Raw genomic sequence first — 25035 nt, 5'->3', positions numbered from 1 at the left:
TCGGGATCGCTGGGTCGTCCTCTCAGTGAACGCGGAACACCGCACCGACACGGAGGAGCAGGGACCATGACGACGAAGAAGATCGCGGTAGCCGGGGCGACCGGGCGGCTGGGCAAGCACGTGGTGGATGTGCTGATCGAGCGAGGACACGAGGTGGTGGCGTTCTCCCGCAAGAACGGCGTGGACATCGAGACCGGCGCGGGGCTGGTCGAGGCACTGGACGGCGTGCAGGTCGTGATCGACGCCTCCAGCACCCCGTCCGCCGACCAGGCCATCGCGACCGAGTTCTTCACCGCCGCCGCCCGCAACCTGCACGAGGCGGGCCGGAAGGCCGGCGTCGAGCGCCTGGTCGTGGTCTCCATCATCGGCATCGACAATTCCACCGCCGGTTACAACGCCGCCAAGCTGGCGCACGAGCGGCGGCTGCTCGAGGGCCCGCTGCCGGTCCAGATCCTGCGCGCCGCCCAGTTCCACGAATTGGTCGAGGTGATGACCCAGTGGGGCACCCAGGGCGATGTCGCCTATGTCGCGAACATGCGTACCCAGCTGGTGGCCGCCCGCACCGTCGCCGAGGCCCTGGTCGACCTCGCCGTCGACCCGGCCCCCGAAGCCACCGGCGCGCCCTTCCCGGAAATCGCCGGTCCGCAGCCGGAAACCATGGCCGGTGCCGCGACCCTGCTGGCCGCCCACCGGGGCAGCCCCGTCCGGATCGTCGAATCCAGCGATCCCGCCAACCCGGACCGCGAGGCCTTCGAGGACGGCACCCTCCTGGCCGGCCCGCACGCGACGCTCGCCGGCCCCACCTTCGCCGAGTGGGTCGAGGCCACGTACCCGGCGGATCTTCCGGGTCAGCGGGTGGTGAGGTCGTAGAGGGTGACGCCGTCCACCTCGGTAGCGGTGAAGTTCTCCTGGACCCATTGGGCGATCTGAGAACTGTTGGAGGGGGCGGAGTCTCGGTTGCCGCCGCCCCGGCCACCGCGTTCGCCGCCGATGAAGTAGTGGATCTTGCCTTGGGCCACATAGTCTTTGAACTGAGCGAGGGTGGGGGAGGGGTCGCTGCCGTTGAAGCCGCCGACCGGCATCACCGGGAGTTCGGTGGCCAGCTGGAAACCCGCGGCGCTGTTGGAGCCGGTCGCGGCGGCGACCCAGGTGTAGGCGGAGCCGTTCTGCTCCAGCAGGGCGACCACTCGGTCGCTCGGCTTGCTCGCACCGAGCAAACCGCCCGCGCCGATCATCATTTCGCCGCCGGTGCCTGCGGTCGGAGTGCCGGGCATCGCGCCTGGCGGTGGCATGCCTGGCCGGCCGGGTCCGCCGTTCGGTGTGCGACCATCCGGGTGCGGCGCGCCGGGGCCGCCCGGCATGCCGTTCATTCCTTCGGCCCACGGCGGCCGCTGACCGAACATGCCGAACCGGCCGACATTCGGTCCCGCCGACGGGATCGCGCCCGCGTGCGAGGTCGCGAGCGTGTCGACGGCATACGCGGTCGGACCGGCCAGCCCGGTGAACGCGATGGCCAGCGCGGAGACGATCGCCAGTTTCCGCGGTGCCGGAACGAGCGCGGCGATCGTGGCGAGAATGCCGGCGACCAGAATGGTCCACCGCAACCACGGCACCCAATGCGCGCTGCGGGACAACAACATCCACGCGGTCGCCGTAGTCAGCCCCACGGCGAGCGCGAGCAGCAGCCGGACCCACAGGCGCTGCCGCTCCCGCCACATCTGCACCGCACCGATCCCGGCCAGTGCGGCGACCGCCGGGGCCAGCGCCACGGTGTAGTACTGGTGGAAGATCCCCGCCATGAAACTGAACGTCAGTCCGGTCACCAACAGCCAACCGCCCCAGACGATCAGCGACGCGCGCTGCCGATCGGTGCGAGCGGCCTTGCCGCGCAGCAGAATTCCGGCGACCAGGCCGACCAGCGCGGCCGGGATCAACCAGGCGATCTGGCCGCCCTGCGCCGCTTCGAACATCCGGGTGATGCCGGTGCTGCCCCACATGCCGTTGCCACCGGCGGGCAGATCACCGCCACCGGGCCCGACGCTGCCGCTCTCGTCACCGGTGAGCCGGCCGAACCCGTTGTAGCCGAGGGTGAGTTCGAGGATCGAATTGTTCTGCGACCCACCGATCCACGGCCGCGACGAGGCGGGCCACAGCTCCACCGCCAGCAGCCACCAGCCCGCGGCCACCACCATGGCGGCGCCGGCGGCGAGCAGCTGCAGGACCCGAGTGCCGAGCTTCGGCGGTCCCGCGATCAAGTAGGCCAGGGCCAGCGGCGGAACGACCAGCAGCACCTGTAATTGCTTGGTGAGAAAGCCGAATCCGACGAGCACGCCGGTGAGCACCAGCCACCGCCAGCGACCGTCCTCGATCGCCCGCGTCATCGCCCACACCGCGGCGATCATCAGGAACACCAGCAGCGCGTCCGGGTTGTTGAACCGGAACATCAGCACCGCGACCGGAGTCACCGCGAGTGCCAGCCCGGCGAGTAATCCGGCGGCCGGCCCGAACGACCTGCGCACCGTCGCCCACAGCAGGGCCACGCTCGCCACGCCGAGCAGTACCTCCGGCACCAGGATGCTCCAGCTGTTCAGCCCGAATGCCCGCACCGAGAGTTCCATCAGCCACAGGGAGGCTGGCGGCTTGTCCACGGTGATCGAGTTCGCCGCGTCCGAGGAGCCGAAGAAGAAGGCCTTCCAGGACACCGAACCCGCTTGCACCGCAGCGGAATAGAACGCGTTGGCCCAGCCGTTCGAGCTGAGGTTGCACAGATACGCGATGCCGGTGCCGAGCAGCAGCACCGCCAATGCCGGGTATTCCCAACGGTTTTTGCGTTCGGGTTCGGGTGTCGCCGGTGCCGCGGTGGGCGGCGCCAGGGTCGCGGTCATCGAGCGGCTCCCTCGGTATCGAGCGCCGCCGGCGCCGCTGTTTCCGTCGAATCGGACTGTACGGAGATCGCCGTGCGCCGGGCCGGATTCGGGGTGTTGCGGAAAACCCAGCGCAACCCGACGAACCGCAGAATCGTCGCCAGCAGATTGGCCAGCACCAGCACCAGCAACTCCAGATGCACCGGCGCGTCCGGCGCCCAGTGATGCAACGTGAACAGCGAGCCGCTGGTCAAGGCCAGCCCGATGCCGAAGATCACCAGTCCTTGGAACTGATGCGACACCGCGCCGGTCGTTCCGCGCACGCCGAAGGTGAAGGCCCGGTTGGCCGCCGTATTGGCCACCGCGGTCACCAGCAGCGCCAGGAAGTTGGCCACCTGCGCGTCCGTAAACGATTGCAGCACCACGTAAAGCAGCAGATAAGCCAGTGTGCTCAGCACGCCGACGATGGCGAACCGGACCAGCTGCCCGACCATCCCGAGCGGCACCCCGGGCACCAGCGGCTCGCGCCCGACCGCCCGGCGCAGTTCCTCCAGCGGCAACGCCCCGGTGGCCAGCGCGCGGGTCAGCCGGCCGATGCCGAGCAGATCCTTGCGCGCGGTGTCGACGATGTCGACCCGGCTGTCCGGATCGTCGATCCAGTCCACCGGCACCTCGTGGATACGCAGCCCGGCCCGCTCGGCGAGCACCAGCAGCTCGGTGTCGAAGAACCACTCACCGTCGCGCACCAGCGGCAGCAGCTCCCGCGCCACCTCGCTGCGCATGGCCTTGAATCCGCACTGGGCATCCGAAAAGCGCGCTTGCAGCGAGGCTTTCAGCAGCAGGTTGTAGCAGCGGGAGATGATCTCGCGCTTCGGTCCGCGCACCACCCGCGACGACGAGCTGAGCCGGGTCCCGATCGCCAGATCGGAGTGCCCGGTGATCAGCGGCGCCACCAGCGGGAGCAGCGCGTTCAGGTCGGTGGACAGGTCCACGTCCATGTAGGCGACCACCTGCGCGTCGGAGCGTTCCCATGCCGCCCGCAGCGCCCGCCCGCGCCCCTTGGCATCCAGGTGCACTACCCGCACGCCGTCCAACTCCTGCGCGAGCAGCTCGGCCACCTGCAGGGTGGCGTCGGTGCTGGCATTGTCGGCTACCGTGATCCGCGCCGGAAACGGGAACCCCTGGCGCAGGTAGGCGTGCAACCTGCGCACGCACACGCCGAGGTCGGTCTCTTCGTTGTAGACGGGTATCACCACGTCCAGCACGGGCGTACCCGGTGTCTCGGCTAATTCCGCCGCCGCGACGGTCACAGTCTCGGTCATGAAGACCACCCTCGACGGTCCGGTTGTTACGGAGCTGGGCCTCAGCTGTGAGGTTCCTGGGGGCACCCGACCAGGGACGATCGGTCCCGGCGGGTGCCGCCGTAGCGACTCCTTTGGCCGCACCGGAATTCGGGCAAATCAGGCGTGTACCTGCGTCTCCGCATCGACTACAGCCGCCACCGGCTTGGACCGCCGCATCAGCGACAGCACGATCGCGCCACCGAGTAGACCGACGACACCGCTCACCGCGAGCGTGCCCTGGACGCCCGCCGCGGCAGCCGCACGCACCGCCGCCGCCAGCGCGGACCGCGCCTCGGCCGGAACCTGCTGCACCAGCATCGCGGACTGACCACCGCCGACCGCCCGTGCCGTGGCTTGCGCGTCCGGTACCGCGCGCTGGTCGAGCACATCCGCCGCTCGTGCGGTGAAAACCGAACCCAGAGTGGCGATTCCGAGCGCAAAGCTCAGCTGCTGCGCGGTATTGACCGCGCCCGTGGCCATTCCGGCCCGCTGCCACGGAACCGCCGCCATCGCCGCCGAACTCAGTGTCGCGGTGGCCAGTCCGACGCCGAGCCCGACCGCCAGAAAGCCGGGAATCAGTGCGGCCCAACCGGCTTCGTCGTGCACGAGCAGCGCACCGGCCAGGCCGCCGACGCCGGTCGCGAACAGCCCGCCCGCGATGATCGGCCCGCGGTGCTCGCCGTGCAGGAACCGCCCGATGCTGCCCGACACCAGGAAAGCCATGACGGACAACGGAAGTCCCACCGCCCCGGCTTGGATCGCGGTGAGCCCGAGCACCGACTGCATCCAGATCTGGGTGTACATCAGCGCGCCGAACGCGGCGAAGAACAACGTCCCCGCCGCGACGAGCACGCCGGCGAACGAGCGGTCCCGCAGCAGCGCCAGATCGAGCATCGGCTGCGCCGAGGTGCGTTCGACCAGCAGGAACACCAGCAGCGCCACCGCGGCGACCAGCAGCAACCACCAGGTGAGCGCATTCGACCACCCGTGTTCGTTCGCCCGGATCAGGGCGTAGGTCGCCGCGGCGGCGCTCACGGTGAACGCCACCATGCCCGCCACGTCGACGCGCCCGCGGTGCGGCCGTTCCCCCTCGGCGAGCACCCACCCGCACAGGGCTATCGCCACCGCGCTGACCGGCAGATTGACGAAGAAGATCCAGCGCCACGACGCGAGATCGGTGAGCACACCGCCGATGATCGGCCCGATCGCGCTGGACGCGCCCGCGACCGCACCCCAGACGCCGTACGCCGCGCCCTGATCCCGCCCGCTGTAGGAGTTGTTCAGCAGCGCGAAGGTGGTGCACGCCATGGTCGTCGCGCCGATGCCCTGCACCACCCTGGCCGCGATGAGCACGGTCGGGTTCGGCGCGATCCCGCAGACCAGCGAGGACACCGCGAACAGGGCCAAACCGGCCAGATAGGTCCGCCGGTGCCCGGCCAGGTCGGCGATCGAGCCGGCCCCGAGCATGAGCGCGGCCATGGCCAAGGCATATCCGTCGACCACCCATTGCAGCGAGCTGAACGACGCGTCCAGGTCGTTGCGCATATCGGGTAGTGCGACGTTCACGATGGTGACGTCGATCAGCAGCATGAAGGTGCCGAGACACACCGTCAGCAGCGGCAGCCATTTACGCAAAGCCGTTGTCCTCTCTGGAAATTCGTGGACGGGAGACGGCGTCGAGTATCCGGAGCCGCGACCGGTAAGGTCGCCCGGTTGCTCATCGGGCGTAGATTTCCTCCTTGTGAGCGCCACTGGTATAGGCAAAAACTCCATCCTGGACGGCATCGATACGCAGATCGTGCAGGCACTGCAACTGGACCCACGGGTTGCGTTCAACCGGGTTGCCGCCGAACTGGGTGTCGCGGAACAGACCGTCGCCCGTCGCTACCGGCGGTTACGCCGCGACGGCGTGGTCCGGGTGATCGGCGCGGTCGACTCCCGCGCGCTCGGCGAGAACGACTGGATCATCCGGGTGCACTGCCGCCCGGACGGCGCGCGGCAGGTGGCCGAGGCCCTGGCCCGCCGCGACGACGCCGCGTGGGTCAGCATCGCGGCGGCCGGCGCCGAGGTGAACTTCTCGCTGCACCCGCGCACCCCGCAGGACCGCGACGACCTGCTGGTGCAGCGGCTGCAACGCACCGCGCCGGTACACGACATCGCGGCCGCGATGATCCTGCACCGCTTCGTCGGACCCGGCGCGGTGGACTGGCGAGGCCGGCAGGCGGCTCGCCGGGGTGCCGAGAGCGGCACGGCCACAACGGATTACGTCGAAGCCGAGCTGGAGCTGCGGGACGAGGACGACCTGCTGCTCGAGCTGCTGGCCCGGGACGGACGCGCCGGGTTCTCGGTCCTGGCCCGCGCCACCGGCATGAGCGTCGGCCGGGTGGCGCGCCGGATCGCCGCGCTGCAGGCGGCGGGCATCCTCTACTTCGACCTCGACATCGCCCCCGCCGCACTGGGACCCGGCCTCACCGCCTTCCTCTGGCTCCGCGTCGCCCCGGCGCAGCTGGACGCGGTCGGCCGCGCGATCGCCGAGCACGCCGAAACCGCCTATGCCGCAGCGGTTACCGGGCCGTTCAACATCTTCGCCGTGCTGACCGCGGACACCGCCGACGACCTGTACCGCTACGTGACCACCAAGATGGCCACCCTGGACGGTGTGCACAGCTTCGAGCTGACCCCGGTGCTCGAGCGACTCAAGCAGGCCGGTTCGCGCACCACCGCGGGCCGGCTGAACCCACCGCCGCCGGTGCCGCCGCGCGCGGCCCGGCGGCGATAGTCCTACAGCGCGATACCGAACCGCGCCGCCGCCTGCCGCCCGGCCCGATAGAGCGGGACGCCGAGATCCTCGTAGGCCGGGCCGAGCAGGCGCGGGATCAGGTCGAAGACCCTGGCGTCGGGACCGATCAGCACCCGCGCCCGGTTCTTCTGCACGCCGTGCAGAATGATCTTCGCCGCCGCGTCCGGACTGGTCAGGGTGAGCGCGTCCCAGCCACGGCGCAACGTCTCCAGGTCCACGTCGTCGGGCAGGCCGCGGGCGCTCACCGCGATATTCGTGGTCACTCCGCCGGGATGCACGCAGGTGACCCCGACCGGATGCCGGGCGATCCGCATCTCCTGCCGCAGCGCCTCGGTGAACCCGCGCACCGCGAATTTGGCCGCGTTGTAAGCGCTTTGGGAGGGCACGCCGACCAGGCCGAACACCGAGGAGATGTTGACGATGTGCCCGTCGCCGGAGGCGATGAGGTCGGGCAGGAACGCCTTGGTGCCGTGCGCGACGCCCCAGAAGTTGATGTTCATCAGCCAGTCGAAGTCGTCCCACTCCATGTCCTCGACGTCGGCCCCGAGCGCGACGCCCGCGTTGTTGAAGACCAGGTTCACTCGACCGAACTCGCCGCGCACGTCGGCGGCATGGGCGTACACCGCCGCGCGGTGCGCGACGTCCAGCTCGTACGGAATGGCTGTCGCGCCGAGCTTTTCGCAGCGGCCCGCGGTGTCGGCGACCGCCTCGGTGTTGATGTCGGACAGCGCCAGCTTGGCGCCGCGTCTGGCGAGCTCCAGGGCCAGTCCCCGGCCGATGCCGGAGCCCGCGCCGGTGATCACGGCGACTTTGTCATCGAAGTTCTTCATTGAACATCCTCGGGGTTACGGGCTGGCTTCGGTCGGCCGTTGGTCAGGGCGGTGGGAAAAGTCTGGGCCGGAAGGTCTTCCGGCACGGTGGTGCGGCGAGTCGGCGAACTCGGTGCGGGACCGAAGAATTCGTACTCCGCGGGGTCGACCCGCCGGGTCTGCAACCAGTACTGCCAGGTGAACCCGGACCACAGCGTGCGATTGTTCCCGTGCTCATCCAGGTACCAGCTCCGGCAGCCGCCGGTGTTCCACACCGAGTGCGCCAGTCCGCGTTGTAGCCGGGCGTTGAATCGATCCTGCGCGGCCCGCCGCGGGACCAGCGCGAGCGCGCCCTGCTCGCGCACCTGCCGAATGGCTTGCAGCACATAGTGGATCTGCGCCTCGATCATGAAGATCATCGAGTTGTGCCCGAGGCCGGTGTTCGGGCCGACCAGGAAGAACGCGTTGGGCAGGTCGGCGACGGTGATCCCGCGATGCGCCTGCACCCCTTCCCGGTCCCAGCGCTCGGCCAGGTCGACACCGCGCAGCCCGGCCATCGGCAGATTCTTGAACGAGTCGATGACCTGGAAACCGGTGCCGTAGATGATCACATCGAACTCGCGCTCGATGCCGTCCGCGGTGACAATGCCGTCCGCGGTGAACCGATCGATGCGTTCGGTGACCAGCTCGGTCTTCGGATCGGCGAGCGCCGGATAGTAGGTGTCGGAGCCGAGCAGCCGCTTGCAGCCCGCTCGGTAGTCCGGCGTAACCCGCGCGCGCAGCACCGGATCGGCGATCTGGCGCTCGATGTGCCGCCGCCCGATCCGCTCCAGCACCTTCAGCAATGCGGGCCGCCAGTTCATCGCATAGCCACCGGCCTCGGCGCCCCAATAGAGGCCGGTGCGCAACGCGAGGCGCAGGCCCGGTATGCGGCGCAACGCATGCCGAAACCTCGTCGAGAACTCCACATCCGCACGCGGCATCACCCACGGCGCGGTGCGCTGGAACACGGTCAGCCGGCCCACCTCGCCGACGATCTCCGGCACGAATTGGATTGCGCTGGCGCCGGTTCCGATCACGGCGACGCGCTTGCCCGCCAGGTCGGCCCCGTGGTCCCAGCGCGCCGAGTGGAACGCCGCGCCGGTGAAATCCGCGCTGCCGCGGAACTTCGGAATGCTCGGAATATGCAGCGCCCCCACCGCGGACACGAGGAACTGCGCGACGTACTCCTGGCCGTCCGAGCTGAACGCGTGCCAGCATCGCTCGTTGTCGTCCCAGTAGCCGTGCGCCATGTGCTGGCGGAAGCGGATGTGCGGACGCAGCCGGTACTTCTCGGTGACTTCCTTCAGATAGTCGAGGATCTCCGGCTGCCCGGAGAACAGCCGTTGCCAATTCGAGCGTGGCTCAAAGGAATACGAATACAGGTGGCTCGGGATGTCGCAGGCGCAGCCCGGGTAGGTGTTGTCGCGCCAGGTGCCGCCGATCTCGCCGGCCTGCTCCACGATGAGGTAGTCGCTCAGGCCTGCCTTGTCGAGCGCGATGCCCATGCCGAGGCCGGAGAAGCCGCTCCCGACGATCAGGACTCGGGTGTGGATCGCGGACGTCATCGTCCCCACCGGCCTTCTGTGCGAAATATCCAATACCACCGGTTCCGTGTAGTTTCCCGAGTGTGTCCCACGCCTCATCCGATGTCAACGCCCCGACCCGGTCATCGGTACCGGTGGTAGCAGGTAGCATCCGGAATTGTGATGCGCAGCGGGCGAAAACTGGACGAGGTGCCGCGCAAACGCGTCGACGCACGCACGGAGCGCTGGCGGGAGCACCGGCTGAAGGTGCGTGCGGAGTTCGTCGACGCGGCGTTCCGCGCGCTGGACAAGTTCGGCCCGGAAGTCAGCATGGGCGATATCGCCAAGGAGGCCGGCGGGGCGAAACCCAAGCTGTACCGGCATTTCGAGGACAAGGCCGACCTCTACAACGCGATCGTCGACCGGGTCCGGGACATGCTGTGGGAGCAGTTGATCTCCGGCGTGGACCTGACCAACGACTCGGCCCGGGAACTCGTCCGGCGCGGTGCCGCGGAGTACGCGCTCGTGGTGTCGGAGCACCCGAACGTCTTCCGCTTCATGCTGCACAGTCATTTCGCGCAGCAGTCCGACGATTCCGAACGCGCGCTGCAATCGGCCCGGCAGTCGGCGAAGCGGGCCGCCGATCTGTTCGCCGAACTGGCGGCCGACACGGCGGTCGACGTGGACAGCGTGGAGCTGGTGATTTATTCGATCTTCGGCGCGGTCGGCTCGGCCACCGATTGGTGGCTCGGCGCGAACCGATTGAAGACGCAGCCGATGCCGATCGAGAAGTTCGTCGCCTATCTCGCGGAAACCATCGCCGCGCTCGTCGCGGCCAACGCCCGGCTCAACGGCATTGTCATCGACACTGATCTGCCACTGCACCTAGCCTTTTCCGGCGAGTAGCGCCTTGCTCTGCCGGCCACGGCAAAGGCGAGGCCGGCGCTGAAACGGTTGTCGCATCCGCTCGAACGACGGTGTTCTGGCGCGGCCGCTTCATCGAGGCCTACCGCGTTTGCGACAGCCCTATTGTCTCAGCACCCACCGACAAGAATCGGCCCCCTTAGGGGCTTTTGAACTGGGGAATCAACCAGTTCCGGGTTCAGTCGCTGTGCAGACGCCAGAGCGGGGAAACCGGACCGTGGCCCGCGCCGAGATCGTACGAGGCGGCCAGGCAGCGGTAGGTCCAGTCCTTGGCGAACTCCACCGCCTCCGGTACCGAATATCCGTTGGCCAGTGCGCACGCGATCGCCGCGGCCAGGGTGTCGCCGCCGCCGTGGTCGTTGGTGGTGCCGATCCGCGGCGCGGTGAACTCCAGGAACTTGTCGCCGTCGAACAGCAGATCGGTGCTGTGTTCGGAGGAGCGCAAGTGTCCGCCCTTCACGATCGCCCACTGCGGGCCGAGCTTGTGCAGCGCCTGCGCGGCCTGCCGGGCCGACGCGTCGTCGGTGACGTCGATGCCGGTGATCAGCCGGACCTCGTCCAGGTTCGGCGTGACCACCGTGGCCAGCGGGATCAGCGTGTGCCGGACGGCGTCCAAGGCCTCCTCGTGCAGCAGCGGGTCGCCGTGCATGGAGGCGGCGACCGGATCGACGACCAGCGGGATCTGCCCGTCGCGGCCGATGCCGACCTCGCCGCAGACGTCCGCGACCGCCTCGATGATGGCGGTCGAGGCCAGCATGCCGGTCTTGACCGCGCCGACGCCGATATCGGTCGCCACGACGCGCACCTGGCCGGCCACGATGGCCGGCGGGATCTCGTGGAAGTCGCTGACCCCCATCGAGTTCTGCACCGTCACCGCCGCGACCGCCACGCAGGCGTGCACCCCGCACAGGGCCATGGTGCGGGTGTCGGCCTGGATTCCGGCGCCGCCGCCCGAGTCGGTTCCGGCAATGGTGAGCACCCGGACCGGAGTCTGCCCGTCGGGGGTCAATGGCAACAGCTTCACGAGACAAACCCTACGACCGTCCGCCCGCATCGCCACGCGCAACCGGCGACCCGGATTGCCGGAGGTAAATGAAAACCATTATCATTAAGACATGACCACCTCCGACCTGCTTCCCGTCACCGTGCTGTCCGGCTTCCTGGGGGCGGGCAAGACCACGCTGCTCAACCACATCCTCGCCAATCGGGAGGGCCGCCGGGTGGCGGTCATCGTCAACGACATGAGCGAGGTGAATATCGATGCGGCGCTCGTCGCGGGCCAGGGGCACCTGGACCGGACCGAGGAGAAGCTGGTCGAGCTGACCAACGGCTGCATCTGCTGCACGCTGCGCGAGGACCTCATCGAGGCGGTGGGCCGGCTCGCCCGCGCGGGGCGCTTCGATCAGCTGGTCATCGAGTCGACCGGCATCTCCGAGCCGATGCCGGTGGCCGCGACCTTCGACTGGGAGTTCGAGGACGGGTTCAAGCTCGGCGATATCGCGCGGCTGGACACCATGGTGACGGTGGTCGACGCGTCCACCTTTCTGACCGAGGTGGCCAAGGGGCAGGCGCTGGCCGAGCGGAATCTGCAAGCGGGCGAGGGGGATGCGCGCACCATCGCCGACTTGCTGGTGGATCAGGTGGAATTCGCCGATGTGCTGCTGGTGAACAAGACCGACCTGGTCGGCGCGGCGGCGGCCGGAGCGGTGGAAGCGACTGTGCGCAAACTCAATCCGCGTGCTCGGGTGCTGCGCACGACCAATGGCGTCGTCGACCTGGCCGACGTGCTCGGCACCGGTCTGTACAACCCGGTGGTCGCCGCCGAGGCGGCGGGCTGGGAGGAAGAACTGGCGGGCGGGCACACGCCGGAGACCGAGGAGTACGGCATCCGCAGCCTCACCTACACCGCGGACCGGCCATTTCATCCGCAGCGGCTGTCCGAGGCGCTCGGCGAACTGCGAGGGTTGTTGCGCAGCAAGGGTTTCTGCTGGATCGCCAGCCGGGCGTCGCTGGCGGCCATCTGGTCGCAAGCCGGGCCCAACCTCGTCTTCGAGCCTGCCGCGTGGTGGTCGGCGCTGGAAGTGCCTGCCGGACAAGAGATCGTCTTCATCGGGATCAAGCTGGATCGGGACAAGGTGCGTGCGTTGCTCGACGACGCGTTGCTCACCGATGCCGAGTTCGCCGCGGGGCCGGTCGAATGGGCCGGCTACCCGGACCCGTTCCCGGCCTGGGGCGCGTTGCACGAGCACGCCTGAACGGTCGTGACCCACGCTGGGGGCGTGGGTCACGATAGGTCCGGCTCGAACGCGAGGCACGGCGCGGGGCCTCAGTGGGAGATGCCCGGCGCCTGGTGCACGTAGGTCCGGTCGTTGAGCTGTTCGAGCATGAAGTCGGCGATGTCGGCGCGGGAGATCTTCAGCGACAGGCCGCGCTCGCCGGCCGGGAAGCCGCGCCGGAAACCGCGGGTGCGCGGGCCGTCGGTGAACGCGCTCGGACGCACGATCGTCCAATCCAGTTCGCTGGCTCGGACATACAGCTCCTGCTGCACGTGGTCGGCGTAGGCCTGGCGCAGCAGCATGCCGAACATCAGGTACTTCCACACGAAGTTGAGGTTGCCCCGGCTGTCGCCGACGCCGAGGGTGGTCTGCACGATCAACCGCTTCACCCCGGTCCGTTCCATCGCCGCGAGCACCGCGCGGGTCCCCTCGGCCCGGATCACCCCCTTGCGCCCCGCGCCGAGCGAGACGAGCACCGCGTCCTGGCCGACGACCGCCCGCTCGACCGAATTCGTATCCAGCACATCGCCTTCCACGATGTGTAGCCGCTCGTGCCGCTGCTCGAGGCCGGCCGCGCTCCGGGTGAACGCGGTGACCTCGTGGCCCTCCTCGATGGCCTGCGCGACAACCAGGCGACCGACCGTGCTGGTGGCTCCGAAGACTGCGATTTTCATGGTGTCTGGCTCCTCTGCTGAATCCTGTTGTGCTGTGGTGAACCAAGTACAACAGCGCGGAATGAGACGAACCATCGCCGTGAGTCTCGATGCCATAAGCGACTGTCTCGAATCAGCCGAGCCCGGCGACGAACTCGCGGATATCGCCGACCAGAATCTCCGGCGCCTCATGCGCCGCGTAGTGCCCCGCCGCGTCGTTCGGGCCGCCCTGAGCGGTGCCGGCGGCGTAGGAGTTCCAGCGGACGATGTTCTTGTGGTCGCGCTCGGCGAAGCGGCGGATCGACTGGAAGTCACCCTCGAACATGGCCAGCGCGGTAGGCACGGTGGTCGGCCCGGCCAACTGCTCGGTGGCGTGCGCGTCCTCGTAGTAGAACCGGGTGGACGAGCTCGCGGTGCCGGTCAGCCAGTAGATCGCCACATTGCCGATGACGAAGTCGTGGTCCAGGCTCTCGCCCATCAGCTGCGCGTTCCAGCCGAGCAGGCCGATCGGTGAGTCGGTCAGCGCGTAGGCCAGGGTCTGCGGCTGCTGGCTGAGGAAGGTGTTGAACGCCATCTTGTTGTCGTGGAACCACTGCAGGTGGCCCAGCGCCGCCATGTCCTCCCCGGACATGTTCTCGAACTCGGCCGGATCGCCGGACGGGAACGAGAACAGTTGCGTCACATGGACTCCGATCAGTTTGTTCGGCGCGAGCTTGGCCATCTCCGGCGCGATCATCGAGCCCGCGTCGTTGCCGATGCTGAGATAGCGCTGGTAGCCGAGCTGGTCCATCAGCTCCACCCACGCCTTCGCGGTGCGCACTTGATTCCAGCCCGTGCTGCGGGTCGGGCCGGAGAAGCCGAAGCCCGGCAGCGACGGGATGACCAGGTGGAAGGCGGGCGCGTCGGCCGAGTCCGGTTCGGTCAGCGGCGCGATGACATCGAGGTATTCCAGGATCGAGCCCGGCCAGCCGTGGGTAAGGATGGCCGGCACGGCGTCCGGCCGCGACGAGGTGATGTGCAGGAAGTGGATCTCCTCGCCGTCGATCGCCGCGGTGAACTGCGGGTAGGAGTTCAGTTTCGCCTCCAGCGCCCGCCAGTCGAAGCTCTCCAGCCAGTACTGCGCGAGGGTCCGGACCCGATCGCCCGGCACGCCGTACGAGTCGCCGACATCGGGCAGCTCGCTCGGCCACAGTGCGCGGCGCAGCCGGTCGGCCAGGTCGTCGAGCCGGGCCTGGGGGACGTCGATCTGGAAGGGCTTGATGGTGCTCATGGTGTTCTCCTCGGAAACGGAATGCTTGTGCGGTTGACCCGCGGCCCACACCGGCGGGGTGTGGGCCGCGGAATGAAGGTGGACGCTCAGCGGTACTGGGCGAAGAATTCGGTGATCTCGCCGGACATCAGCTCGGGGGCGACGTGGTGCAGGTAGTGGGTGTACACGTCGTGGGTCCGCCAGGAGACGATGTTGCTGTGGTCCCGCTCGGCGAAGCGGCGGATGCCGTGGAAGTCGCCGTTCGAACCGGACAGCGCCAGCGGCACCGCGATCGGGCCGGTCGGCTGGTCGGCCTTGGCCTTCTCGAAGTAGTGCCGGATCGCGGAACCCGCTGTGCCGGTGAGCCAATGGATCGCGATATTGGTCAGCACGAAGTCGTCGTCGAGATCCGGGCCGAGCAGCTGGCCGTTCCAGCCGACCAGCCCGGCCGGCGAATCCATCAGCGCGTGCGCCAGCGTCTGCGGCTGCTGGGACTGCAGGATGTTGAAGCCCATCTTGTTCTTGACGAACCAATCGAGCGTCGCCAGGGACGCCGCCTCGTCCTCGGTGAGGTCGGCCATTTCGGCCGGATCGCCGGTCGGGAACGAGTAGATCTGCGACACCTGTACGGCGACAACGTGTTCCGGATCGACGCGGCCGAGTTCGGGGGAGATCTGCGCGCCGCCGTCGTTGCCGACCGCGCCGTACTTGTCGTATCCGAGCCTGCGCATCAGCTCGGCCCAGGCCTTGGCGATCCTGGTGTCGTGCCACCCGGATTCCGTTGTCGGGCCGGAGAATCCGTAACCCGGCACCGAGGGGATCACCAGGTCGTATCCGGCCGCGGTGAGCGGCTCGATGACGCCGAGGAACTCGACGAAGGTGCCCGGCCAGCCGTGGGTCAGGATCAGCGGGAACGCGTTGTCCTGCGTCGACCGCACGTGCAGGAAGTGGATCCGCTGCCCGTCGATCTCGGTGGTGAACTGCGGGTAGGTGTTCAGCGTCTGCTCGACCTTGCGCCAGTCGAAACCGTCGCGCCAGTAATCCACCAGGTGGCGGACCCGGTCGACGCTCACCCCGTAGGTGTCGCCCGAGCCGGGGATCTGATCGGCCCAGCGGGTGCGGGCCAGCCGCGCCTGCAGATCGTCGAGGTCGGCCTGGGGGACGTCGATGCGGAAGGGGGTGATCGTGCTCATCTGAACTCCTTGTGAAACGGAATGCTTCGTTCTGTTTGAACAATAACAGAACGGATCATTCCGTTTCAAGTGCTATTCTGAAGTCATGCCGAAAGAACCCGATACCCCAGCTCAGAAGGGCTTGCCCGGCCGCAAGGCGCAGGCGGCCCGCAATGACAGGCTCATCCTGGACGCCGCGCGCACCGTGTTTCTGGCCGACGCCAACGCGCCGATCGCCGCCGTCGCCGAGCGGGCGGGGGTGGGGATCAGCGCGTTGTACCGCCGCTACCCGAGCAAGGAAGTCTTGTTACGCACGCTCTGCTACGAAGGGCTGCGTCGCTACAACACCGAAGCCGATGCGGCGCTGGAAGATTCGGACGGCTGGCAGGGGCTCGTCGGCTTCCTGGAGCGGGTCGTCGACGCCGACGTGCACTCGCTGACCGTGCACCTCGCCGGCACTTTCACCCCGGACGAGTCGATCCTGCCCGATGTCCTGCACTCGGCCGAGGTGAACGATGAGCTGGTGCGCCGCGCGCAGGCCAGCGGGCGGCTGCGCCCCGGCGTCACCGCGGAGGACCTCGGCCTCATCCTGGAATCCTGCGCGGCCATCGCCATGCCCGACCCCGATCGCACCGCACAGCTGCGCCGCCGGGTGCTGGCCATGCTGGTGGACGGCCTGTCCGTGGACGGTGATCTGCCCGGCCCCCCGCCCGTGGCGGGCGAGTTCGCCTGGCGCTGGGAGCGGCGGCAATGAGCCGCCGCCGGCGACCGGTGAGTTCTCCCGCCGCGACCTGCAACTAGTGGTCCCTGACATTCGAAAAGCCCACGCCGAGTTGGCGTCTCGCGGAGTAGAGGTAACCGACGTACAAATCCTCGGCGAAAACCCGACCCCCACGCCCCACCCCCTCGACAACGTCGGCTTCGTCTTCTTCACCGACCCTGACGGCAACGGCTGGTCCGTCCAGCAAATCTCCACCCGCCCGTGAACGCCGGACGCGAACCCGCGGGGTCGGCAGGGTGGGGGAGCTTGGCAGCACTTGGGTCCCGCCCCGCCGACCTGCGGTACGTCTGGCGCGCTTCGGGGGTGAGAGCGCCCAGTCGTCACCGGGTGCGAGCAATTGCAGCCAATGGGCTCGCGCCTCCGTCATACCCGCGTAGGCGGGGGCAAACCGGTTCGGTCGGAACAGTTTCCACCGGGTGGCCTGGCGCGCCGACTCCGAGACCGAGCTCAGACTCGGCCGAAGGCGAGGGCTACGTTGTGGCCGCCGAAGCCGAACGAGTTGTTCAGTGCGTAATCGATGTGCTGCCGGCGGGGTGCGCCGCTGACGATGTCGAGATCGATCTCTGGGTCGCGGTTGTCGAGATTCAGTGTGGGCGGGATGGTTTGGTCGCGCAGGGTCAGCATGGTGATGAGGGATTCGAGCGCGCCTACCGCGCCGATCGAGTGTCCCAGTGCGGATTTGGGCGCGTAGATCGAGGCGTCCGGCGTCACGGCGGCGATCGCGTTGGCCTCCGACGCATCGCCGATCGAGGTGGCGGTCGCGTGCGCGTTGACATGCTGGATGTCTGAGACTTCCAGTCCCGCAGCGCGTATCGCCTTGCGCATGGCTCGCGCCGCGCCGGTGCCCGCCGGTTCCGAGGCGACGATGTGATAGGCGTCGGAGGTGATCCCCGCACCGAGCACCCGGCCGTGGATCTCGGCGCCGCGAGCCCGCGCGTGCCGCTCCGATTCCAGCACCATCAGCGCGCCCGCCTCGCCGAACACGAATCCGTCCCGATCCCGGTCGAAGGGCCGCGACGCCCGCTCCGGTTCGTCGTTGCGCGTGCTCATCGCCCGCATCATGGCGAAACTCGCGATGGGCACCGCGTCGATGTGACCCTCGACGCCGCCGGCCACCACCACGTCGGCCTCGCCGGTGCCGATCAGCCGCCAGGCCTGCGCGATCGCCTCGGAGCCGGACGAGCACGCCGACACCGGCGTGTAAATCCCTGCCTTGGCACCGATTTCCAGCCCGACGGTGGCGGCGGGGCCGTTCGGCATCACCATCGGCACCGACAGCGGCGACACCTTCCGGTAGCCGCCGGCCCGCATCGCGTCGACCGCGTCGATCAATGCGTCGCCGCCGCCGAGTCCGGTGCCGATGGCGACCGCGAGCCGCTCGCCGTCCAGTTCCGGGGCACCCGCGTGGCGCCAGACCGCGCGCCCGAGCACCAGCGCCAGCTGTTCGACATAGGACAGGCGGCGCTGTTCGATCCTGGTCAGTTGCTGGCCCGGAGGTGACTTCAGCTTCCCGCCGATCCGCACCGGCAGGTCGTATTCGGCGACGAAGTCCTCGGTCAGCGCGCCGATGCCGGTGTGCCCGATCAGCAGCTCCGACCAGGTCGTATCCATGTCGTCGGCCAGGCAGGTGGTGGCCGCGTAGCCGGTGACGACCACGGCATCCCGAGTTTCTGAAGCGATTGTTACAGTCACGATGACATGGATACCTGTAGCACTCGCTACAGTCAACTCATGGCCCGCCCCTCAGACCACGGCAAACGTGCCGAACTGCTCGCCGCCGTGGTGCGCTATATCGCCGACCACGGCCTCGCCGAGCTGTCCCTGCGCCCGCTCGCGGCTGAGCTCGGCACCAGCTCGCGGATGCTGATCTATTACTTCACCACCAAGGAAGAGTTGCTGGTCCAAGCCTTGGCGACCCAGCGGCCGGACCTTGCCGCGTTGTTCTCGGAGGTCTCCGACGCCGCCGAGTTGCGCGCGCGGCTGTGGGGGTTCTGGAGGGCGAACACCGCGGGCGACGGCCGGACCAGCGTCCGGGTCATGCTGCAGGTGCTGGGTGCCGCGTGTGCCGCGGACAGTCCGTACGCCGCTTACGCCGAGACGGCCATCGCGGCGTTTGTCGACTCGCTGGCCGACGGACTGCGCGGCCTGCCGTCCGTCGACGATCCGGAACTCGTAGCGACACTGCTTGTTTCCGGGTTGCGCGGGATCCTTCAGGATCGCCTGATCACCGGCGACGTCGAGCGGACCGACCGAGCTGCCCGACTGCTGATCGACCAGGCCCTCCGGTAGTCGTTCCGCGACTGGTTCGATCTGCCGGGAAGGCAAGCGGCGGCGCGGTTACTTGGTGTTTGCTGGAGGGCGGTGGATGCTGGGCTGGGGCGAGTGAGGAGGCGGCATGGCGGCGAGTGGACCGGAGACGAACGGCGACGTACCGACGGTGGGCGGCGTGCGCTGGGTGATGCTCGCGGTGCTGTGCGCCAGCCTGCTGCTGGTCGCGATGGATGCGACCATCCTGAATGTCGCGCTGCCGTCGCTGATCGCCGATCTGCAGGTGGGGCAGCTCGAACAGCTGTGGATCATCGACGTGTACGGCTTGGTGCTCGGCGGTTTGCTGATCACCACGGGTGCGGTGGGCGACCGGGTCGGCCGGAAACTGCTGTTCCTGACGGGGTTCGTGCTGTTCGGACTGGCCTCGGTGGTGGCGGCGACATCGCAGAGCGCCTGGCAGTTGATTGCGGGCCGGGTGCTGCTCGCCATCGGCGGCGCGATGGTGATGCCGTCGACGTTGTCGCTGATCCGGAACATTTTCACCGATGCGCGGGAACGTACGCTCGCCATCGGCATCTGGGCCGCGGTGGCCGGCGCCGGCGCGACCATCGGCCCGATCGTCGGCGGGGTGATGGTGGAGCACTTCGGCTGGGCTTCGGCCTTCTGGTTGAATGTGCCGGTCGTGCTGCTCACCGTGGTCGTCGGTGCCTGGTTGCTGCCGGAATACCGTGCGCCGCAATCCGGTTCGCTCGACTGGCCGGCCGCCGGGCTGTCGATTGCCGGTATCGTCGGTTTGGCTTGGGGCATCAAGCATGTCGCCAAGGGCACGCCCGGCCCGGTGGACTGGGTCGTCCTGATTCTCGGTGTGCTGCTGCTCATCTGGTTCGCGCGCCGCCAGCTCGCTGCCGCCGATCCGCTGCTCGACGTGCGGTTGTTCCGCAACGGCGCGTTCGCTGCCGCCGCGCTCGCCACCCTGCTCGCCATGCTCGCGATCGGCGCCGCCCTGTTCCTGATCTCGCTGTGGTTGCAGTACGTGCACGGTTACTCGCCGTCGGAGGCGGGCCTGCGCACCTTGCCGTCGGCGTTGACGCTGCTGGTCGCGTCGCTGACGACGCCGTGGTTGATGCAGCACATAGGGGTTCGGTCCGTGCTCGCCATCGGGCTCGGCGCGCTGGCCCTCGGCTTCCTCGGGCTGGCGCTGAGTCCCGAGCCGACCACGTATCCCGTTGTCGCACTGGTGCTTGCGTCGTTCGGGCTGGGCGACGGACTGGCGATCACCGCGGCGGCCGCCGTGCTGGTTTCCGCGGTTGCGCCCGAACGGGCCGGGCAGGCCGGCGCGGTGTCGGAAACCAATTACGAACTCGGCATGGGGTTGGGTGTCGCGCTGCTGGGCAGCATTCACGGTCGGATCTTCACCGAGAACATGATCGATCTGCCATTGCGCGGCGAAAGACTCGATGAGGCAAGGGAATCCATCGGCGGCGCCGTGGAAGTGGCGAGCCGCCTGGACGATGCGCCGCGTGAACAAGTGCTCGAGGCGGCCCGGCACGCGTTCGACGTAGCGCTCACCGCTACCGCCTATGTTTCGGCGGCGATTGTCGCGGTGGTTGCTGTTGTCGCGGTGTGGTTGGTGCCCAAGGGTTTTCGGGTTACCGGCGCGCACTGAGCGCAGGTGTGCTCAAGTTGCGGGCAGCGCGTGGTCGAATACGCGGCGCATCAACCCGGACAGCTGGGCGCGTTCCCGCGCGTTCAGCGGAGCGAGGATGTCGTCGCCGACCTGGCCTGCCTCCTTGCCCAGGGCGGTCAGCGCCGCTCGCCCGGCGCGGGTGATCCGCACGGTCATCCGCCGTCGATCCGCCTCGTCCCGCGCGCGCTCGACCTGCCCCGCCGCCGCCAGCTCGTCGACCATCTTCGCCACGTCGCTCGGGTGAATGGTGAGCCGCTCGGCGAGCTCGCGCTGTGCGTGCGCCCCGAAGTCGGCCAACGCCGCGAGGATCGACATGTGCCACAGCCGAAGCCCCCGCTCGGCCAGCCGATCCGCGAACCGACCCCGCGCAACCTTGCCCACCCGCGACAACAGATAGATATCCAGCTCGAGCAAGCTGGGCGGCAGTGCGATTCCAGAGTCCATGGCTATATTGTAGGACTAGACCTATAGTAGGGCTGAACCTACTATTGGAGACCCTGTGGACGCTTTGCACCCGAGGCTGCTCGTCACCCGCTTTGCCGAATGCTTCACCTTCTACGCCGCCGTTCTCCCCGGCCTAATCGGCGCCGACCTGATCAAGGGCACCCCCGAAGGCCCCTACGCCAACTGGGACGTGGACGACCAGGCAGCCCTGACCCTCTTCGACCGCGCCACCATGGCCCAGGTGGCCGGAACCGCGTCCCTGCCAAGCCAATCCACCCCCGCCCAGGACGCGGTCATGTTCGTCTGCCGAGTGGAAGACGTGGACACGGCCCACACCCTCTGCCTCCGCCACGGCGCAACCTCGGTCGCCGCCCCGGCCGACCGTCCCGACTGGGGCCCCGGCCTCCGCACCGCCCACCTCCGCGACCCAGACGGCACGCTGATCGAACTCCAGTCCTACTGAACGGTTTTCGATCGACGCGCAGGCGTCGCCGAAGGTCGGCCGGCGACCGTACCTGCCGAGACCTATTGGCGCGGCTGGGTTTGCGCGGTCCACTGATACCCGTCGAACCACCGCAGCAGGGCCGGGTTCGCGTTGTCCGGGTACCAGCCCGGCGCGATGGTCCCGGTCGGTTGTTGCCCCGGCCGCGGCCGCGAACCGGACCTGGTGGCGAGAAATACGACGCCGCCGATCCCTCCCATGATCGCAAGGAGAACGAGCAGGATGAGGATGTGCCAGATGCTGAGTGCTCCCATCTGAACAGTATTCACCGGGATTCGCGATGAAACGTCGGCGTGGCAGAAGCGGGCGTCGAACCCAGATAGGGAACTCGACGCCCGCTTCGACGAACGACCCGAGCCGCTCGGTCAGTCGGCGGATCCGTCGGCCTGGACTACGGCGAACGATTCGCCGATGGCGGGTAGCGGCCCTTCGGCCTCGATGCTGATGTCGCTGCTGACCTTGTCGCCGTGGTCGCCCGCGCCCAGATCTGTCTTGATGGTGACGAACGTCGGCTTGCCGGTGCATTCCAAATTTTCGGCGGTTCCGCTGCCGGTGGCACCGGAGGCCTTGTAGGTCACCTTGACGGTGATCGTCGCGCTGTCGCCCGCGGTGCAGTCATACGCGGCGATGACCGAACCGTCCTTGTGCAGAACCTTGAACACCGCGACGTTCGCGTCGCCGTCGGCGGCATGGGCGGCAGGCGCGACGAATGCCGCCATGGCACTCGAAAGGGCAAGCACGCCGGCAAATCTCCGCATGGATGTCATCCTTCTCGTCGGGTTGTGCGTCACTGTGTCCGATCCGGGCGACCGTGACGCCGTACACCTGCGCATTCGTTGCCGACGAGATTCCAGATGGGCATGCACCTTTCGATGTCGAGGATGCCGATCAGCGGAAATTCAGGATGAAGTCGTAGGTCCCTTCCTTTCCTGCGGGCACGGTACGCACGGTCATCAGCAACCGGCGGTCGAAGATGGAATCGGTGTTGTTGCGTGGTTCGCCGGGGAAATACAGCTGGGTGGTGAGGATTCGCTGATTGGGGGCCTGCACCTTGACGTGGATATGCCGGGTGCGGCCCGGGTACAGGCCGGGCACGATGGTCGACAGGTTGAATCGCCCATTCGCGTCGGTGAACTGATGTCCCCGCCACTTGTAGCCGGTGTTGTCGTAGGCGCCGTCGTTGTCTGCCTGCCAGAAGTCCAGCAGGGCCTGGGCGACCGGACGGCAGGAACGGGTGAACACGTAGCCGCTGACTGTCAATCGGGTGCCCGGCGCGCCGGGTATCACCAGGTCGCTGGTCAGGGGCGAGTTCGGCTTGAAGTAGGGGCCTTCGGTCTGGGCGATGGTGGGGGCGTCGCCGTCGTGGCAGGCCGGGGTCGGCTCGAGGTCTTCCGGCACGGCCTGCTGGGCTTCGCCGGGGCTGCCGGTGCTGGTCGCGGCGCCGGCGGTCAGTGCAGCGGCGGCGGGTACGGCCAGCAAGCCGAGTTGCAGCAGGCGTTTGCGGGTGATCGCCTGGGGGATCTCGTCGTCCAGGGAGTCGTTGGTAGTCATGGCTTTTGATCTCCTCGTGGGAACATAACGGGCTGGAGTTCACATCCGGCATTCGCGATGCGCTAGCGCAGGCGGTAATGAACACCTTCGCGGCCGACGAATAGGTGTCGCGCCACGTCACCTGAACAGCCGGGCGTACGTGCTGCTCAGAGATCAAACACCTTGTCGGCGAATGCATTTCAAGTTCGAATGTGAACAACACGATATGTCGCGCATTGGGGGCGGGCAACGGTCCGGGCCTGTCGCGCGGCCGGCCCGTCTGCGCATCGTGGCCGTAATACCCAGTGCCATAAGACAATTCGTGGTCCCGGTGCTACTCGCGGCGGTGAGTCCCCAATGGCTCCCCAGTGCTGACTGCCGGAAAGCGCCGACGCTGCCGAAATTGTTCGCCGACCGATTCGTTGCCGCGACGAACGGGTCCGGAAAGAATTCTGGAAATTCCCGCACCGCAGATGTCGAGAAAGCCCGGACGGCTCCGTCCCCGGAGTACAAGCAGTCACGTGTGCGTGGCCGAACCACTGACCGGGCCGGAATGGACCCCTACGAACCTGAGGAGAAACATCATGACGATCCGCCGGATGGACCATGTCGGCATCGTGGTCGAGGACCTCGCGGCCGCTGTCGCGTTCTTCATCGAACTGGGCCTGGAACTGGAGGGTGAGGCAACGGTCGGTGGCCAATGGGCCGACGACCTCCTCGCGCTGGACGGCGTCCTGGCGGACATGGCCGTCGTGCGGACTCCGGACGGCCTCGGCCGGATCGAGCTCTCGACGTTCCGCTCGCCGACGACCACCGACGCCGCGCCGAAGGCGGCGGTGAACACCCCGGGCATCCCCCGCCTGACCTTCGCCGTCGACGACGTCGATGACGTCGTCGACCGCCTGCGCGCCCACGGCGGCGAACTCGTGGGCAAGGTGGCGCGCTACGAAGACTATTGCCGGTACGCCTACGTCCGCGGCCCCGAGGGCGTCCTCATCGGACTGGTCGAGGAACTCCGCTGATCGCCGCCGCGAGGCGACTCCCAGTCAAGGACCGGGGCTAATGATTTGAACTGCGTCGAGGACGGGGTCAGCCGCAGTAGCGCGTTGCGCGCCAGTACGGCCATGGGCGAGGAGAGCTGACCGACGGCGCCGATCAGCCGGGAGCGTTTGACGATCATCTGGGTTCGGGGCCTGCGCTGGCTGTCGTAGTCCGTCAGGTCGCCGCCCCGGGTGGCGACGTGCGCCAGCACCACCGCGTCCTCCAGCGCCTGGCAGGCACCCTGCCCCAGGTTCGGGGTCATGGCGTGCGCGGCATCACCGAGCAGCGCGATCCGGCCCGCCACAAAGGTTTTCAGAGGTGGTAGGTCATAGAGATCGTGCTTCAGGATCGCCGTTTCGCCCACCGCGGCCAGCAGGGCGGGAATGGGGTCGTGCCAGGAGCCGAACCGGGCACGCAGTTCGTCCAGTCCACCGCCCGGAGTTCCCGCCGCCATATCAGCCGTGGCGAAGCAGTAGACCCGGCCGTCGGGCAGCGTGCTGTAGCCGAAACGCTGTCCGCTGCCCCAGCTTTCGCCCATTTCACCGACCGGCTCGGTGGGCGTGATGACCGTTCGCCACGCGGTGTATCCGCTGTAGCGAGGCTCGATCGCGCCACAGACCGCGCGCCGGACCACGCTGTGGATGCCGTCCGCGCCCACCACCACATCCCCGGCCGAGGTTCCCGCCGAATGTACGACGGTGCCGTCGGGTTGCACGGCGGTCACCGAAATACCCGTGCGCACCGCGCCTTCCGGGACGGCGCGGCGCAGGATATCCAGGAGATCGGCACGATGCATCATGACCGGACTGCCGTAGTGCACGCGTATGGCCTCGGTGTCGGTCCGGGAAAGCCAGCGTCCCTTGCGGTCGCGAATCCCGGCCGAATCCTCCTCCCGGGCCCGGCCGCGCACGGTCTCGTCCAGACCGAGCGCAGCCAAGGCGCGAAGTGCGTTGGGCCACAGCGATATTCCGGCGCCGACCTCCTCGATCCGAGTCGAGCGCTCCAGCACCTCGATCTCCCAGCCGCGCAGCGTGAATGCGATGGCGGTCGCGAGACCGCCGATCCCGCCGCCGACTATGACTGCCTTCGGCATGTCGTTACCTTTCCATTTCCCGGCCGTGTCGGAT

24 protein-coding genes are annotated in these 25035 nt (G+C 68.3%); 9 read left to right on the top strand and 15 right to left on the bottom strand.

Annotated features, from left to right (window positions below; all coding sequences use genetic code 11):
• The first annotated feature begins 66 nt into the window (after positions 1 to 66).
• Positions 67 to 870, top strand: a complete 804-nt coding sequence (locus ACFYO1_RS22130; RefSeq protein ID WP_387233925.1) for an SDR family oxidoreductase — start codon at positions 67 to 69, stop codon at positions 868 to 870.
• Here the strand turns inward: ACFYO1_RS22130 and ACFYO1_RS22125 are convergent.
• The 3 genes from ACFYO1_RS22125 to ACFYO1_RS22115 form a co-directional block, all read right to left on the bottom strand.
• Complete coding sequence (locus tag ACFYO1_RS22125; RefSeq protein ID WP_387233922.1) at positions 849 to 2885, bottom strand: glycosyltransferase family 39 protein; 2037 nt, start codon at positions 2883 to 2885, stop codon at positions 849 to 851. The genes ACFYO1_RS22130 and ACFYO1_RS22125 overlap by 22 nt on opposite strands.
• The gene (locus ACFYO1_RS22120; RefSeq protein WP_387233919.1) at positions 2882 to 4186 is read right to left on the bottom strand and encodes a glycosyltransferase; all 1305 of its coding nucleotides are present in this window, start codon (positions 4184 to 4186) and stop codon (positions 2882 to 2884) included. The genes ACFYO1_RS22125 and ACFYO1_RS22120 overlap by 4 nt, the downstream gene beginning before the upstream one ends.
• Positions 4187 to 4324: 138 nt before the next feature.
• On the bottom strand, positions 4325 to 5842 hold the full coding sequence (locus tag ACFYO1_RS22115; RefSeq protein ID WP_387233917.1) for an MFS transporter: 1518 nt from the start codon (positions 5840 to 5842) through the stop codon (positions 4325 to 4327).
• A gap of 106 nt (positions 5843 to 5948) precedes the next feature.
• Here ACFYO1_RS22115 and ACFYO1_RS22110 point away from each other — a divergent pair, with 106 nt between their 5' ends.
• Positions 5949 to 6986, top strand: a complete 1038-nt coding sequence (locus ACFYO1_RS22110) for an Lrp/AsnC family transcriptional regulator (protein WP_387233914.1) — start codon at positions 5949 to 5951, stop codon at positions 6984 to 6986.
• A 2-nt stretch (positions 6987 to 6988) separates the two neighbouring features.
• On the opposite strand, the gene ACFYO1_RS22105 is transcribed toward ACFYO1_RS22110, so the two are convergent.
• Together ACFYO1_RS22105 and ACFYO1_RS22100 are read right to left on the bottom strand one after the other, a co-directional pair.
• Positions 6989 to 7837, bottom strand: coding sequence for an SDR family NAD(P)-dependent oxidoreductase (locus ACFYO1_RS22105; RefSeq protein ID WP_387233911.1), 849 nt, complete (start codon positions 7835 to 7837; stop codon positions 6989 to 6991).
• Positions 7834 to 9423 (bottom strand): flavin-containing monooxygenase, encoded by a 1590-nt coding sequence (locus ACFYO1_RS22100; protein WP_387233909.1) that lies wholly within the window; start codon positions 9421 to 9423, stop codon positions 7834 to 7836. Before ACFYO1_RS22100 ends, ACFYO1_RS22105 begins: the two co-directional genes overlap by 4 nt.
• Positions 9424 to 9564: 141 nt before the next feature.
• Between ACFYO1_RS22100 and ACFYO1_RS22095 the strand changes: the two genes are divergently transcribed.
• Complete coding sequence (locus ACFYO1_RS22095; RefSeq protein WP_387233906.1) at positions 9565 to 10287, top strand: TetR/AcrR family transcriptional regulator; 723 nt, start codon at positions 9565 to 9567, stop codon at positions 10285 to 10287.
• Between the two features lie 196 nt (positions 10288 to 10483).
• Here the strand turns inward: ACFYO1_RS22095 and thiD are convergent, their stop codons facing one another.
• Positions 10484 to 11329, bottom strand: coding sequence for a bifunctional hydroxymethylpyrimidine kinase/phosphomethylpyrimidine kinase (thiD, locus tag ACFYO1_RS22090; RefSeq protein ID WP_387233903.1), 846 nt, complete (start codon positions 11327 to 11329; stop codon positions 10484 to 10486).
• A gap of 91 nt (positions 11330 to 11420) precedes the next feature.
• On the opposite strand from thiD, the gene ACFYO1_RS22085 reads away from it, so the two are divergent.
• On the top strand, positions 11421 to 12560 hold the full coding sequence (locus tag ACFYO1_RS22085) for a GTP-binding protein (protein ID WP_387233900.1): 1140 nt from the start codon (positions 11421 to 11423) through the stop codon (positions 12558 to 12560).
• Between the two features lie 71 nt (positions 12561 to 12631).
• On the opposite strand, the gene ACFYO1_RS22080 is transcribed toward ACFYO1_RS22085, so the two are convergent.
• The 3 genes from ACFYO1_RS22080 to ACFYO1_RS22070 all read right to left on the bottom strand — a co-directional run bounded on the left by ACFYO1_RS22080 (position 12632) and on the right by ACFYO1_RS22070 (position 15676).
• Positions 12632 to 13255 (bottom strand): NAD(P)-dependent oxidoreductase, encoded by a 624-nt coding sequence (locus ACFYO1_RS22080; RefSeq protein WP_387233897.1) that lies wholly within the window; start codon positions 13253 to 13255, stop codon positions 12632 to 12634.
• A gap of 112 nt (positions 13256 to 13367) precedes the next feature.
• Positions 13368 to 14504, bottom strand: coding sequence for an epoxide hydrolase family protein (locus ACFYO1_RS22075; RefSeq protein WP_387233894.1), 1137 nt, complete (start codon positions 14502 to 14504; stop codon positions 13368 to 13370).
• Between the two features lie 86 nt (positions 14505 to 14590).
• Positions 14591 to 15676 carry an epoxide hydrolase family protein gene (locus ACFYO1_RS22070; protein WP_387233891.1) on the bottom strand — a complete coding sequence of 362 codons (1086 nt, stop codon included), beginning with the start codon at positions 15674 to 15676 and terminating at the stop codon, positions 14591 to 14593.
• 85 nt (positions 15677 to 15761) lie between these two features.
• Between ACFYO1_RS22070 and ACFYO1_RS22065 the strand changes: the two genes are divergently transcribed.
• Positions 15762 to 16409: a TetR/AcrR family transcriptional regulator gene (locus tag ACFYO1_RS22065; RefSeq protein WP_387233888.1), complete on the top strand. Its 648-nt coding sequence runs from the start codon at positions 15762 to 15764 to the stop codon at positions 16407 to 16409.
• A 474-nt stretch (positions 16410 to 16883) separates the two neighbouring features.
• On the opposite strand, the gene ACFYO1_RS22060 is transcribed toward ACFYO1_RS22065, so the two are convergent.
• Entirely contained in the window at positions 16884 to 18128 is a 1245-nt protein-coding gene (locus tag ACFYO1_RS22060) for a KasA/KasB family beta-ketoacyl-ACP synthase (protein ID WP_387233885.1), read from the bottom strand.
• Positions 18129 to 18167: 39 nt separating this feature from the next.
• Here ACFYO1_RS22060 and ACFYO1_RS22055 point away from each other — a divergent pair, with 39 nt between their 5' ends.
• The gene (locus tag ACFYO1_RS22055; protein WP_387233882.1) at positions 18168 to 18725 is read left to right on the top strand and encodes a TetR/AcrR family transcriptional regulator; all 558 of its coding nucleotides are present in this window, start codon (positions 18168 to 18170) and stop codon (positions 18723 to 18725) included.
• Between the two features lie 106 nt (positions 18726 to 18831).
• Positions 18832 to 20370 (top strand): MFS transporter, encoded by a 1539-nt coding sequence (locus ACFYO1_RS22050; protein ID WP_387233879.1) that lies wholly within the window; start codon positions 18832 to 18834, stop codon positions 20368 to 20370.
• Positions 20371 to 20382: 12 nt separating this feature from the next.
• On the opposite strand, the gene ACFYO1_RS22045 is transcribed toward ACFYO1_RS22050, so the two are convergent.
• A complete protein-coding gene (locus ACFYO1_RS22045; RefSeq protein ID WP_387233876.1) occupies positions 20383 to 20835 on the bottom strand; it encodes a MarR family winged helix-turn-helix transcriptional regulator in 453 nt (150 codons plus the stop codon).
• Positions 20836 to 20890: 55 nt separating this feature from the next.
• Between ACFYO1_RS22045 and ACFYO1_RS22040 the strand changes: the two genes are divergently transcribed.
• Complete coding sequence (locus tag ACFYO1_RS22040) at positions 20891 to 21298, top strand: VOC family protein (protein ID WP_387233873.1); 408 nt, start codon at positions 20891 to 20893, stop codon at positions 21296 to 21298.
• A gap of 62 nt (positions 21299 to 21360) precedes the next feature.
• Here the strand turns inward: ACFYO1_RS22040 and ACFYO1_RS22035 are convergent, their stop codons facing one another.
• The 3 genes from ACFYO1_RS22035 to ACFYO1_RS22025 all read right to left on the bottom strand — a co-directional run bounded on the left by ACFYO1_RS22035 (position 21361) and on the right by ACFYO1_RS22025 (position 22888).
• The gene (locus ACFYO1_RS22035) at positions 21361 to 21591 is read right to left on the bottom strand and encodes a DUF2510 domain-containing protein (RefSeq protein ID WP_387233870.1); all 231 of its coding nucleotides are present in this window, start codon (positions 21589 to 21591) and stop codon (positions 21361 to 21363) included.
• A 111-nt stretch (positions 21592 to 21702) separates the two neighbouring features.
• The gene (locus ACFYO1_RS22030; RefSeq protein ID WP_387233867.1) at positions 21703 to 22095 is read right to left on the bottom strand and encodes a hypothetical protein; all 393 of its coding nucleotides are present in this window, start codon (positions 22093 to 22095) and stop codon (positions 21703 to 21705) included.
• A 130-nt stretch (positions 22096 to 22225) separates the two neighbouring features.
• Entirely contained in the window at positions 22226 to 22888 is a 663-nt protein-coding gene (locus ACFYO1_RS22025) for a dioxygenase (RefSeq protein ID WP_387233864.1), read from the bottom strand.
• A 563-nt stretch (positions 22889 to 23451) separates the two neighbouring features.
• Here ACFYO1_RS22025 and ACFYO1_RS22020 point away from each other — a divergent pair.
• Positions 23452 to 23889 carry a VOC family protein gene (locus ACFYO1_RS22020; protein ID WP_387233861.1) on the top strand — a complete coding sequence of 146 codons (438 nt, stop codon included), beginning with the start codon at positions 23452 to 23454 and terminating at the stop codon, positions 23887 to 23889.
• On the opposite strand, the gene ACFYO1_RS22015 is transcribed toward ACFYO1_RS22020, so the two are convergent.
• Positions 23835 to 25001: an FAD-dependent monooxygenase gene (locus ACFYO1_RS22015; RefSeq protein WP_387233858.1), complete on the bottom strand. Its 1167-nt coding sequence runs from the start codon at positions 24999 to 25001 to the stop codon at positions 23835 to 23837. The genes ACFYO1_RS22020 and ACFYO1_RS22015 overlap by 55 nt on opposite strands.
• Positions 25002 to 25035: the final 34 nt, after the last annotated feature.

The organism is Nocardia sp. NPDC006044, from assembly GCF_042871115.1.
Lineage (GTDB): Bacteria > Actinomycetota > Actinomycetes > Mycobacteriales > Mycobacteriaceae > Nocardia.
The sequence above is the reverse complement of the archived record's forward strand: the minus strand, read 5'-3'. Positions and strand labels throughout refer to the sequence as shown.

Excerpts from the sequence above, each read along its gene's own strand:
- ACFYO1_RS22130 (WP_387233925.1), top strand. The coding sequence starts at position 67 with ATGACGACGAAGAAGATCGCGGTAGCCGGGGCGACCGGGCGGCTGGGC.
- ACFYO1_RS22125 (WP_387233922.1), bottom strand. The coding sequence starts at position 2,885 with ATGACCGCGACCCTGGCGCCGCCCACCGCGGCACCGGCGACACCCGAA.
- ACFYO1_RS22120 (WP_387233919.1), bottom strand. The coding sequence starts at position 4,186 with ATGACCGAGACTGTGACCGTCGCGGCGGCGGAATTAGCCGAGACACCG.
- ACFYO1_RS22105 (WP_387233911.1), bottom strand. The coding sequence starts at position 7,837 with ATGAAGAACTTCGATGACAAAGTCGCCGTGATCACCGGCGCGGGCTCC.
- ACFYO1_RS22100 (WP_387233909.1), bottom strand. The coding sequence starts at position 9,423 with ATGACGTCCGCGATCCACACCCGAGTCCTGATCGTCGGGAGCGGCTTC.
- ACFYO1_RS22095 (WP_387233906.1), top strand. The coding sequence starts at position 9,565 with ATGCGCAGCGGGCGAAAACTGGACGAGGTGCCGCGCAAACGCGTCGAC.
- ACFYO1_RS22085 (WP_387233900.1), top strand. The coding sequence starts at position 11,421 with ATGACCACCTCCGACCTGCTTCCCGTCACCGTGCTGTCCGGCTTCCTG.
- ACFYO1_RS22080 (WP_387233897.1), bottom strand. The coding sequence starts at position 13,255 with ATGAAAATCGCAGTCTTCGGAGCCACCAGCACGGTCGGTCGCCTGGTT.
- ACFYO1_RS22075 (WP_387233894.1), bottom strand. The coding sequence starts at position 14,504 with ATGAGCACCATCAAGCCCTTCCAGATCGACGTCCCCCAGGCCCGGCTC.
- ACFYO1_RS22070 (WP_387233891.1), bottom strand. The coding sequence starts at position 15,676 with ATGAGCACGATCACCCCCTTCCGCATCGACGTCCCCCAGGCCGACCTC.
- ACFYO1_RS22065 (WP_387233888.1), top strand. The coding sequence starts at position 15,762 with ATGCCGAAAGAACCCGATACCCCAGCTCAGAAGGGCTTGCCCGGCCGC.
- ACFYO1_RS22055 (WP_387233882.1), top strand. The coding sequence starts at position 18,168 with ATGGCCCGCCCCTCAGACCACGGCAAACGTGCCGAACTGCTCGCCGCC.
- ACFYO1_RS22050 (WP_387233879.1), top strand. The coding sequence starts at position 18,832 with ATGGCGGCGAGTGGACCGGAGACGAACGGCGACGTACCGACGGTGGGC.
- ACFYO1_RS22045 (WP_387233876.1), bottom strand. The coding sequence starts at position 20,835 with ATGGACTCTGGAATCGCACTGCCGCCCAGCTTGCTCGAGCTGGATATC.
- ACFYO1_RS22035 (WP_387233870.1), bottom strand. The coding sequence starts at position 21,591 with ATGGGAGCACTCAGCATCTGGCACATCCTCATCCTGCTCGTTCTCCTT.
- ACFYO1_RS22030 (WP_387233867.1), bottom strand. The coding sequence starts at position 22,095 with ATGCGGAGATTTGCCGGCGTGCTTGCCCTTTCGAGTGCCATGGCGGCA.
- ACFYO1_RS22025 (WP_387233864.1), bottom strand. The coding sequence starts at position 22,888 with ATGACTACCAACGACTCCCTGGACGACGAGATCCCCCAGGCGATCACC.
- ACFYO1_RS22020 (WP_387233861.1), top strand. The coding sequence starts at position 23,452 with ATGACGATCCGCCGGATGGACCATGTCGGCATCGTGGTCGAGGACCTC.
- ACFYO1_RS22015 (WP_387233858.1), bottom strand. The coding sequence starts at position 25,001 with ATGCCGAAGGCAGTCATAGTCGGCGGCGGGATCGGCGGTCTCGCGACC.